Below are 10,372 nucleotides of genomic sequence, written 5' to 3' on the forward strand. Positions count from 1 at the left end.
CGGGAAGGCGCGGTCCTCGCGTCGATGCGGGCGAAGGACTTCTCCCCCGCCGTCACGGGCGCCGAGGACGCCACCTCGCGCTGTCGCAGGCGCACTGTCACAGGCGCACCGCCGCAGGCGCACCGCCGCAGGCCCACCACCGCAGGCCCACCACCGCAGGCCCACCACCGCAGACGCACCGCCGCAGGCCCACCACCGCAGGCCGCACCTCACCGACGGCGGCCTGCTCGTCGGCGCGCCCCGGCGGGTACGGGTGGGTACAGGCGGGTACGGGCGGGCGGGCCGAGGCCCGCCCACCCGGGGCCCGGCGGGCACGCCGCCCCCGCGCGCGGGATGATCGGACCATGGACGTCACACTTCACCTCGCCCAGGACCCCGAGGCCGACGCGCTGCTCGGGCGCTCGCCGCTCGCCGCGCTGGTCGGGATGCTGCTGGACCAGCAAGTGCCCATGGAGTGGGCGTTCAAGGGGCCCCGGACGATCGCCGACCGGCTGGGCGCCGGCGATCTCGACGCGCACGAGATCGCCGCCCGGGACCCGGAGGCCTTCGCCGCCCTGCTCTCCGAGAAGCCGGCGGTGCACCGCTACCCGGGCTCCATGGCCAAGCGCATCCAGCAGCTGTGCCAGTACCTGGTCGAGCACTACGACGGTGACGCGAGCGCCGTCTGGGAGGGCATCGGCACCGGCACGGAGCTGCTCGCACGGCTGGAGGAACTGCCCGGCTTCGGCAAGCAGAAGGCCCAGATCTTCCTCGCGCTCCTCGGCAAGCAGCTCGGCGTGCGGCCGAAGGGCTGGCGGGAGGCGGCCGGCGCCTACGGCGAGTCCGGCTCCTTCCGTTCCGTCGCCGACATCACCGGGCCGGAGTCGCTGGCCAAGGTGCGGGCGCACAAGCAGGAGATGAAGGCGGCCGCCAAGGCCAGGAAGCAGTCCTCGGGCGGCTGACGCCTCGGTCTCCTGTGAGCCGAACGGGCGGTTCTCGCGCCCACCATGCTGAACGGTCGGCGTGTCGCGGGGAGACCACCTCCCATGAGCAGCACACGAAGCCTCCCGTTCGGCCGCGCCTGGCTACGGGTCGTCGTGCTGCTGCTCGTCGTCCTGATGCCGGGCGCCCCCGCCGAGACGGCCGCTGCACCGCCCGTGGCCGCCGCCTCGGAGACGTTCGAGTTCGACGCCCTGGACACGGCGCCGCGTCCCACCGCGGGCGGCTCCCACCGCACGGTCGCCCCGCCGCCGCGCGCCACGCCCGGGCGCACGCCGACGCCCCCCGTCCCCCCGGGCCGCCGCGTCCCCCCGTCGCACGGAGCGCCGTACGCCCCGGACACCCTGGACGCCCTGCGCACCGTCGTCCTGCGCTGCTGACCGGCCTCCGCCCGCCACCCGGCCGGGCAGAGACCAGCCAGCACCACGCGAGGAACATGCGAGGGAACCAGCCATGCCCATCGACCCCTACGCGGTCCTGCGCGCCCTGCTGCGCGCCGAGGCCGTGCGCAGTACGCCGAAGCCGCAGCTGAAGGTCACCGACCAGGAGAAGCCGCAGCAGGCCCCGAGGAACGACCGGGGCCGCTGACGCTCCGGCGGAGGCGGGCCGTGCGGGCTACCGCCTCCGCCGCGCGGTGCCGAAGAGGGAGCGGGTGATCTCCCGGCCGATCCGCGTGCCGATGGACCGCGCGAGCGACCGGAACACTTGGCTGCCGACGACCTGTTCGACGACGGAGGGCTCGTCGCCCTCGGACGCCGACCGCGGCTGCGGCTGCGGGCCAGGCTTCGACCCCGGCAGCTGCGGCGCCGAACCCGCCTCCGCCCCCGCCTCCGCCCCCGCCTCCACCTGGGCCGCCAGTCTCTCGTACGCCGACTCTCTGTCCACAGCCTGTGCATACCGCTCGTACAGCGGGGACGCCTTCACCGCCCGGTCGAGGACCGCCCCGTCGACCGGGCCCATCAGGGACTCGGGGGAGCGCAGGCGGGTCGCGGCGACGGGGGTCGGGGCGCCGTTCTCACCGAGGACGGTGACGACGGCCTCGCCGGTGCCCAGGCCGGTGAGGAGTTCCTCCAGGTCGTACGCCGAGTCCGGGAAGGTCTTCACCCTGGCCCTGAGCGCCTTCTGGGCGTCCGGGGTGAACGCGCGCAGGGCGTGCTGGACACGGTTGCCTAGCTGGGCGAGGACGTCGGCGGGCACGTCCTTGGGGGGCTGCGTGACGAAGAACACGCGAGAACCCGGCCATGCCCTGCGCCTCGAAGGCGGTGAGGGAACGGAGGATCACCCCGGCCGTGGCCGACGGCAGGCCGCCGAGGTTCCTCAGCTCCCCCTTGCCCTCGTCGGAGGTGAGGAAGGCGACGACCGACCGCAGGTCCTTGAGGTCGACCAGCTCCAGTCCCTTCTGGTCCGCGTAGTGGAGGACCAGGCCGAGGGACTGCTCCTGGGTCCGGTTGAGCTGGAGCACCTTGGACAGCAGGAGCGGGCCGAAACCGGTGATCGTGGCCCGGACGGGGACGCCCTCACCCAGGCCGCCGAGGGCGTAGAACTCGGCCGGGAAGCCGGCCGGCCGCCACTCCTGGCCGACCTCGGCGCAGCGGGAGGCGACCTTGGCGTCCGGAGCGCCCGGCGCCGAGATGCCCGACAGGTCGCCCTTGACGTCCGCGAGGAAGACGGGCACGCCGTGCGCGGAGAGCTGCTCGGCGAGAAGCTGGAGCGTCTTGGTCTTGCCGGTGCCGGTGGCGCCCGCGACCAGGCCGTGCCGGTTGAGCAGCGGCAAGGGGACGCGGACGCGCCCGTCGGGCTCGCACACCCCGTCCCACAGGAGCGCGCCCAGTTCGAGGGCCGGGCCGGCGAAGGCGTACCCGGCGGCGATCTCGGCGGCACTGGTCGGCGCATGCATCGAGAGCCCCTCGTTCCCTTTTGCCCTTGTTCGCCACGTCTTTTTCAGCGTCGCACTCGGTCGCCATGGCTGCGCCCGGAACGTCAGGCCCGGTAGGCTTTCCGTGTGATCTTCAAGCGCATCGGAAACGGCCGGCCGTACCCCGACCACGGCCGGGAAAGCACCCGCCAGTGGGCGGACGTCGCGCCGCGCCCGGTCCGCCTCGATCAACTGGTGACCACCAAACAGCAGCTCGACCTGGAGACGCTCCTCGCCGAGGACTCGACGTTCTACGGCGACCTCTTCGCCCACGTCGTGAAGTGGCAGGGCGACCTCTACCTCGAGGACGGCCTGCACCGCGCGGTACGCGCCGCCCTCCAGCAGCGCCAGGTACTCCACGCACGCGTCCTCGAACTGGACTGAGCCCCCCGCTGGGGACTGAGCCCCCGGCCGCTCGCCCTCAGTCCGCACCCAGGGGATCCTCAGCCGGCCCCCGGCCGACTCCCGGGCGACCCTCAGCCGTTTCCCGGTTGACCCTTTCGGGTCGTCCTGCACGGTGTCGAATGATCATCTAGTAGGCACGGCCGCCCAGGGCCACTACGCTGCGCTCATGAGCATGCTGACTCCCCCCGGCATGGGCGGCAAGTACCGGATCACGGGGGACAAGTACCCCAGGATGCGGCCCCATCGGCGGCGCGGGCGGCTGGTCGGCGTGGTCGTCGGCTGCGGGGCCGTGCTCGGCGTGGCCGGGTGGGGCACGGTGCAGCTCATCGACGTCTTCTCCGGCGGCGGCGAGGCCTCGGCGGCCGGCTCCGGGACCGCCTGCCCGGTCAAGTCCGGGTCCGCGGCCACCACTTCCCCCGCCGCACTGCCCCGGCCCGCGCAGATCACCGTGAACGTCCTCAACGCCACCACCCGCAGCGGCCTCGCCAAGACCACCGCCGACGAACTGAAGAAGCGCGGCTTCACCATCGGCGAGGTCGGCAACGCCGGCAAGCAGTACGACAAGAAGGTCGCCGGCACCGGCGTACTGCTCGGCCCGGCGTCCTCGCTGAACACCTCGCTGCCCGTCCTCGCCACCCAGCTCACGACCGCCGAGCGCCGCACCGACGCCGCCCGCACGGGCACCGCGATCGATCTGATCCTGGGCAACGGCTTCAAGGCGCTGACCGGCCAGGCGCAGGCCACCCAGGCGCTGACCGCCCTGACCGCGCCCCAGCCCACGGCGACCCCGAAGAAGCACTGCTGACGCACAGTCGCTCACCGGCCGGACCGCCGGCACCCGGCAACCCTCGGCCGCCCCGGCTACCCCCGGCAGATCCAGGCCGCCCCCGGCCGCTCCCGGCCGCCCCGACTACCTCGACCGCCCATGGCCGCCCCCGGCCCACCCCCGGCCACCCCCGGCCACCCCCGGCCACCCCCGGCCACCCCCGGCCGGAAGCTACTCCGCGGACCCGTACAGCCGGTCCCCCGCGTCGCCCAGACCGGGGACGATGTAGCCGAGCTCGTTGAGGTGGTCGTCGACGGCTGCCGTGACGACGGTGACCGGGGCGCCCGCCAGTTCGCGCTCCATCAGCTCCACGCCCTCCGGCGCGGCCAGCAGCACCACCGCGGTGACGTCATCGGCACCGCGCCGGATCAGCTCGCGGATCGCCGCGACCAGCGTGCCGCCGGTGGCCAGCATCGGGTCCAGGACGTACACCTGGCGGCCGGAGAGGTCCTCCGGCATGCGCGTGGCGTACGTGGACGCCTCCAGCGTCTCCTCGTTGCGGATCATGCCCAGGAAGCCCACCTCGGCGGTCGGCAGCAGCCGGACCATGCCGTCAAGCATGCCGAGGCCGGCCCGCAGGATCGGCACGACCAGCGGACGCGGGTGGGAGAGCTTGACGCCGGTGGTCGTGGCGACCGGGGTGGTGATGTCGACCTGTTCGGTCCGCACGTCGCGGGTGGCCTCGTAGGCCAGCAGGGTGACCAGCTCGTCGGCGAGACGGCGGAAGGTGGCGGAGTCCGTGCGCTGGTCGCGCAGCGTGGTGAGCTTGTGGGCGACCAGGGGGTGGTCGACGACGTGGAGACGCATGTCCACAACAGTAACCGGGCCCCACCGGCCCGGCGTCCGCACGCACGGTGACCCTCTCCCCCCTGATGGGGCCGTTCGCTGGCATCAATCCCCCCGTCGGGGGGAAGGTGGTGGGGACGGACCAGGGTGGTGGACCTATGCCTGACCTGCCAGACCGCGCGGCGCGCGACGCGGGCGAGCCGCCGGAGACGGACGCCGAGCGCCGCCGACGACGCGCCCGGTTCCTGCGCGAACTCGCCGAGGCCCGCGAGCTGCGCGACCGGGTCCAGCCCCGCCGCGCCAAGACCGCCCGCCTGCGACACGCGATGCGCATGCGAACGTTCCGCTGGTAGCCGCCCGCCCGTTGCCCGCACGGAAAAGATCGCCGACGTGTTCGGCGTTGCGGGGGTGGGCGTGCGTGGACGCATCCGAAAGCCGCGTACGATCCGCACGTGGCGGCAACGAGTGCGCTGGTGAGTTGCTTGCGGACGTGCGCACCGACGTACGCGCCGACCCGCGATCAAAACAGCCGGACACAGGGAGCCGAAGACGTCCCCTGGACGCCTTGTTTCTGCCACGATTCCGAGTGGGTGGGGCTCGGAGCACAGCTCTCCCCGCCCATAACCTCCGCCGGGGGGACCCCCAACCGGCACGCCTATGACCAGTGGGAGAGTCACGGTGTACTTCGCCGCACTGCTCGCGCGCACCGAAGACGGGTGGGAAGCGAGCGACACAGAGCTCGACGATGTGGAGACCCTGTCGGATCTGGCCGACCTGGCCCGGGAAGCCTCTCCCGACGAAGACACGGTGCTCGTGCTCATCGAGCAGGAGGACTCGTGGTTCGGGGTCGTCCGCATCGACGGCGAGGAGGACCCTCGCATCTACGTCTCCGACGCCGCCGCTGCCGCCCGCAGCTCGTACGGCGAGATCCTGCTCACCGACGAACTGCTCGGCCGGGACACGGACTCCGGTGACGACCTCGACTCCCTCGACCTCGACGGCACCGAGGACGGCGAGGACGACGACGACGAGGACGACGGTTCCGCCGCCGAGGCCGTACCGCACGGCCCGGTCGGTGACGCCGCCGTCCTCGACGACCTCGGCGTCAGCGAGAAGGAGCTGAAGTCGCTGTCGGAGGACGCGCTCACCGAGATCGCCGAGGCCCTGGGTGCCTCGGAGGTCCTGGAGACCGTCCGCTGACCGCACCCGACCCGCGTCGGGGCACCGAGGCCGACAGGGCCACCGAGGCCGTCGAGACCTCCGTGGCCCCCGGCCCCGTACCCGATGCCGGCCCCGTGCGGGATCCCGGTCCCGTACGCGCCGGTGACCCCGCACGCGACACCGAACGGGGACACGCCCCCGACCCCGACCCCGACCCCGTGCGCGACCCCTGGCGGGCCGCGATGCGGCTCGCCCTGGAGGAGGCCGTCCGGGCCGGCCGGGGCGGGGACGTTCCCGTCGGTGCCGTCGTGCTGGCCGCCGACGGCACGACCGTCCTCGCGACCGGCCGCAACGAGCGGGAGGCCGGCGGCGACCCGACGGCCCACGCGGAGGTCCTCGCCCTGCGGCGGGCCGCCGCGCGTGTGGGTGAGTGGCGCCTGACCGGCTGCACCCTCGTCGTCACGCTGGAACCCTGCACGATGTGCGCGGGCGCCCTCGTCCAGTCCCGCGTGGACCGGGTCGTCTACGGCGCCCGCGACGACAAGGCGGGCGCGGCCGGCTCCCTCTGGGACGTCGTCCGCGACCGCCGGCTCAACCACCGCCCCGAAGTGATCGAGGGCGTCCTCGCGGACCCGTGCGCGGAGCTGCTCACCGAGTTCTTCCGCTCCCGCTGAGAACCGATTTAGAAGCAGTGCCCGCCGTGCTGTAAGGTCTCCCTCGGTAGCGTGTCCGAGCGGCCGAAGGAGCTCGCCTCGAAAGCGAGTGTGGCGCAAGTCACCGAGGGTTCAAATCCCTCCGCTACCGCTCGAAGTGAAGGGCCCGGTCCGTTGGACCGGGCCCTTCATCGTCTTCGGACGACATGACGGTTACACTCGCGCCCGGCGACAGGGGGCCCGCAGCGCAGCACGCAACGCCCCGCAGGCAGTACTCACAGGGGAGGCCGCGGTGGCGGTGAACGCAAAGAAGATCGCCGTCTACCTACTCGTGGTCTTCGTGCTCTACGTGATCATCACGGACCCGGCCAAGGCCGCGGACTACGTCCAGATAGGGTTCGAGGGCATATCGGACGCCGCGAAGGCCATCGGCGACTTCTTCACCTGGCTCGCCGACGGGGCGCAGTAGCGGAAGGGGCGGCCGGAGCCGTCGCACAACGCTGGGAGTGCCCATGATCCGCCACCTGGTCCTCTTCAAGCTCAACGAGGGCGTCGAGCGCGACGACCCCCGGGTCGTGCAGGGGGAGGCGGCCTTCCGGGCCCTGGGCGACCGGATCGAGGAGCTGCGCTTCTGGGAGCTGGGCTGGAACATCAGCGAGCGCCCGATCGCCTACGACTTCGCGATCAACTCGGCGGTCGACGACGCCGACGCCCTGAAGCGGTACCTCGAGCACCCGGCCCACCAGGCGGGCGTCGCCCTGTGGCGCGAGTTCGCCACCTGGGTGGTCGCCGACTACGAGTTCTAGACCGCTCGGCGCCGCACCGCGCCGCCCACGCGCCACCCACCGGGCGCAAACCCGGGCAGAGACCCGGGCACAGACCCGGGCACAGACCCGGGCACAGACCCGGCGCGCACGCGCCGCCGCCCACCCAGCGCCCCTCAATGCGCGCCCCGAGCCCTCCGCCGCAACAGCGGAGGGCTTTCGCCTGCCCGCGCCCCTCCGGCCCCACGACGCCCCTCCACCCCCACCACCCCCACCACCCCCATCCCGCCACCACGTCCCTCCACCCCCACCACCCCCACCACCCCCATCCCGCCACCACGTCCCTCCACCCCCACCACCCCCACCACCCCCCACCACCCCGCCAAGCCCCTCCACCCCCACCACCCCACTACGCCCCTCAGCTCACTACCGCCCCCGCCCCCGGCCGCACCTCAACTTGTCGCTCAACACGGACTTATGGGGTGCTTGCACACAGTGCACATGTCTTGTGATGCTATGACCGCTTTTGATGGATGAGTGGGCCGATGACGTTCCGATGCAGCCCGGCAAAGACCGATGAGGACCGATGAAGAGGTGGCGTTGACCGTGTCGGCCAGTACTGCGCCGCCCCAGGAGGAGGCACCCGCGCCCGCCCCTGTTCCGGAGAAGCGTCGCGGCGCAGACACCCGGGCACTGACCCAGGTGCTCTTCGCCCAGCTCAAGGAGCTCCAGCCGGGCACGCCGGAGCACGACCGGGTGCGCGGGGCGCTCATCGAGGCCAACCTCCCGCTCGTGCGCTACGCGGCCGCCCGCTTCCGCTCCCGCAACGAGCCGATGGAGGACGTCGTCCAGGTCGGCACGATCGGCCTGATCAACGCCATCGACCGGTTCGACCCGGACCGGGGCGTCCAGTTCCCGACGTTCGCGATGCCGACCGTCGTCGGCGAGATCAAGCGGTACTTCCGCGACAACGTCCGCACGGTCCACGTGCCACGCCGGCTGCACGAACTGTGGGTGCAGGTCAACAGCGCGACCGAGGACCTCACCACCTGCTTCGGCCGCACCCCGACCACGGCCGAGATCGCCGAGCGGCTGCGGATCAGCGAGGAGGAGGTGCTCTCCTGCATCGAGGCGGGCCGGTCGTACCACGCCACCTCCCTGGAGGCCGCGCAGGAGGGTGACGGGCTGCCCGGCCTGCTGGACCGCCTCGGCTACGAGGACCCGGCGCTGGACGGGGTGGAGCACCGCGACCTGGTCCGCCACCTGCTGGTCCAGCTCCCGGAACGGGAACAGCGGATCCTGCTGCTGCGCTACTACAGCAACCTGACCCAGTCACAGATCAGCGCGGAGCTCGGCGTCTCCCAGATGCACGTCTCACGGCTCCTGGCGCGCAGCTTCCAGCGGCTGCGCTCGGCGAACCGGATCGACGCCTGACGGATCGGCGGCCCCGGCACGTAGGCCGTCCGGGTGGTGATCCGTAACCGAACGCCGGATCGATCGCTCACCGGTGTGAGCGAATCGCTCACCTCGGCGGATCCCGACAGATCCGGGCTGAAACACCGTCACACCCCCTTTTTCCAGGGCCGATTCATTACCAGGATGTCGACATGTCACTACAGCGTGTTGCCGACATGTGACATTCTGCGGGAAGCGCGTTTGCCGAGGCTTCGGCTCCGGTATTCAGGTGAAGGCTGACCTTCCTCTCCGGGAGAGTCCGCCGCGACCGTCCCGCGACCCAAAGGGGGTGGCATGTCCGCAGACCAGGGCAGCTCGAAGGTGCTCACGCTCACGAAGAGCGAGTCCGCGCCCGTCGAGCCCGTCACGCCCGTCGAGCCCGACCTGCTCGACGACGTCACGGCCCTCGAGGCCGCGCCGGCCCCGGCCCTCCCGGCCACCACGGGGGCCATCGACACCCGCACCCTGTCCCGCTCCCTGTTCCTGCGACTGGCCGCCCTCGCCGAGGACAGCCCCGAGCGCGCCTACGTCCGGGACACGCTCATCGAGCTCAACCTCCCGCTCGTGCGCTACGCCGCGGCCCGGTTCCGCTCGCGCAACGAGCCGATGGAGGACATCGTCCAGGTCGGCACCATCGGCCTGATCAAGGCGATCGACCGCTTCGACTGCGAACGGGGCGTGGAGTTCCCGACGTTCGCGATGCCGACGGTCGTGGGCGAGATCAAGCGCTTCTTCCGCGACACCTCGTGGTCGGTGCGCGTGCCGCGCCGCCTCCAGGAGCTCCGCCTGGCCCTGACGAAGGCCAGCGACGAGCTCTCCCAGAAGCTGGACCGCTCCCCGACGGTCGCCGAACTCGCCGCCGTGCTGGGCGTGTCGGAGGAGGACGTGGTGGACGGCCTGGCCGTCGGCAACGCCTACACGGCCTCGTCCCTGGACTCCCCGGCCCCCGAGGACGACGGCGGCGAGGGCTCCCTGGCCGACCGCCTCGGCTACGAGGACACCGCCCTGGAGGGCGTCGAGTACCGGGAGTCGCTGAAGCCGCTGCTGGCCAAGCTCCCGCCCCGTGAGCGCCGCATCATCATGCTGCGCTTCTTCGCCAACATGACCCAGTCGCAGATCGGCGAGGAGGTCGGCATCTCCCAGATGCACGTCTCCCGGCTGCTGACCCGCACACTGTCCCAGCTCCGCGAGGGCCTGATCTCCGACTAGATCTCCGACCAACTCCGACCAGATCTCCGACCAGACGGAAACCGCCGGCGAACCGCTCCGACGGGCGGCTCGCCGAGAAGCTCCGAGGAACTGCTCCGCCGAGAAGCTCCGACGAACTGCTCCACCGAGAGGCTCCGAGAGAGTTCCGCCGGGACGGACAGCACGACAGGGCCGCCGACGCGCCGTACCGGGCGCGTCGGCGGCCTTCGTCGTGCGAGGG

The 10,372-nt window shown here is 72.4% G+C and carries 13 protein-coding genes, 1 tRNA gene and 1 pseudogene; 13 read left to right on the forward strand and 2 right to left on the reverse strand.

What is annotated here, in order from left to right:
• Nucleotides 1-344 precede the first annotated feature (344 nt).
• From ACFV9M_RS30365 to ACFV9M_RS30375, 3 genes are all read left to right on the forward strand, one after another.
• A complete protein-coding gene (locus ACFV9M_RS30365; RefSeq protein WP_385076983.1) occupies nt 345-941 on the forward strand; it encodes an HhH-GPD-type base excision DNA repair protein in 597 nt (198 codons plus the stop codon).
• Nucleotides 942-1,025: 84 nt separating this feature from the next.
• Entirely contained in the window at nt 1,026-1,358 is a 333-nt protein-coding gene (locus ACFV9M_RS30370) for a hypothetical protein (RefSeq protein ID WP_385076986.1), read from the forward strand.
• A gap of 73 nt (nt 1,359-1,431) precedes the next feature.
• Nucleotides 1,432-1,566 carry a hypothetical protein gene (locus tag ACFV9M_RS30375; protein ID WP_385076988.1) on the forward strand — a complete coding sequence of 45 codons (135 nt, stop codon included), beginning with the start codon at nt 1,432-1,434 and terminating at the stop codon, nt 1,564-1,566.
• Between the two features lie 27 nt (nt 1,567-1,593).
• Here ACFV9M_RS30375 and ACFV9M_RS30380 read toward each other — a convergent pair.
• A pseudogene (locus ACFV9M_RS30380) lies at nt 1,594-2,875 on the reverse strand (helicase HerA-like domain-containing protein).
• A gap of 105 nt (nt 2,876-2,980) precedes the next feature.
• Here ACFV9M_RS30380 and ACFV9M_RS30385 point away from each other — a divergent pair.
• Entirely contained in the window at nt 2,981-3,277 is a 297-nt protein-coding gene (locus tag ACFV9M_RS30385; RefSeq protein ID WP_004943146.1) for a type II toxin-antitoxin system VapB family antitoxin, read from the forward strand.
• Between the two features lie 187 nt (nt 3,278-3,464).
• Entirely contained in the window at nt 3,465-4,103 is a 639-nt protein-coding gene (locus ACFV9M_RS30390; RefSeq protein WP_385076991.1) for a LytR C-terminal domain-containing protein, read from the forward strand.
• A 192-nt stretch (nt 4,104-4,295) separates the two neighbouring features.
• Here ACFV9M_RS30390 and upp read toward each other — a convergent pair whose 3' ends face one another.
• A complete protein-coding gene (upp, locus tag ACFV9M_RS30395; protein ID WP_385076994.1) occupies nt 4,296-4,931 on the reverse strand; it encodes a uracil phosphoribosyltransferase in 636 nt (211 codons plus the stop codon).
• A gap of 137 nt (nt 4,932-5,068) precedes the next feature.
• On the opposite strand from upp, the gene ACFV9M_RS30400 reads away from it, so the two are divergent.
• From ACFV9M_RS30400 to ACFV9M_RS30435, 8 genes are all read left to right on the forward strand, one after another.
• Complete coding sequence (locus tag ACFV9M_RS30400; protein ID WP_385076996.1) at nt 5,069-5,263, forward strand: hypothetical protein; 195 nt, start codon at nt 5,069-5,071, stop codon at nt 5,261-5,263.
• Nucleotides 5,264-5,588: 325 nt separating this feature from the next.
• Entirely contained in the window at nt 5,589-6,110 is a 522-nt protein-coding gene (locus tag ACFV9M_RS30405) for a hypothetical protein (RefSeq protein ID WP_385077015.1), read from the forward strand.
• A 203-nt stretch (nt 6,111-6,313) separates the two neighbouring features.
• A complete protein-coding gene (gene tadA, locus ACFV9M_RS30410) occupies nt 6,314-6,745 on the forward strand; it encodes a tRNA adenosine(34) deaminase TadA (protein WP_385077018.1) in 432 nt (143 codons plus the stop codon).
• A gap of 45 nt (nt 6,746-6,790) precedes the next feature.
• A tRNA-Ser gene (locus tag ACFV9M_RS30415) sits at nt 6,791-6,875 on the forward strand.
• 141 nt (nt 6,876-7,016) lie between these two features.
• Nucleotides 7,017-7,193, forward strand: coding sequence for a hypothetical protein (locus tag ACFV9M_RS30420; protein WP_385076999.1), 177 nt, complete (start codon nt 7,017-7,019; stop codon nt 7,191-7,193).
• A gap of 43 nt (nt 7,194-7,236) precedes the next feature.
• Nucleotides 7,237-7,530, forward strand: a complete 294-nt coding sequence (locus tag ACFV9M_RS30425; RefSeq protein ID WP_385077001.1) for a Dabb family protein — start codon at nt 7,237-7,239, stop codon at nt 7,528-7,530.
• Between the two features lie 534 nt (nt 7,531-8,064).
• Nucleotides 8,065-8,922 carry an RNA polymerase sigma factor SigF gene (locus tag ACFV9M_RS30430; protein WP_385077004.1) on the forward strand — a complete coding sequence of 286 codons (858 nt, stop codon included), beginning with the start codon at nt 8,065-8,067 and terminating at the stop codon, nt 8,920-8,922.
• A 315-nt stretch (nt 8,923-9,237) separates the two neighbouring features.
• Nucleotides 9,238-10,152, forward strand: coding sequence for an RNA polymerase sigma factor SigF (locus ACFV9M_RS30435; RefSeq protein WP_385077007.1), 915 nt, complete (start codon nt 9,238-9,240; stop codon nt 10,150-10,152).
• Nucleotides 10,153-10,372: the final 220 nt, after the last annotated feature.

Source organism: Streptomyces sp. NPDC059895 (genome assembly GCF_042731035.1).
GTDB lineage: Bacteria > Actinomycetota > Actinomycetes > Streptomycetales > Streptomycetaceae > Streptomyces.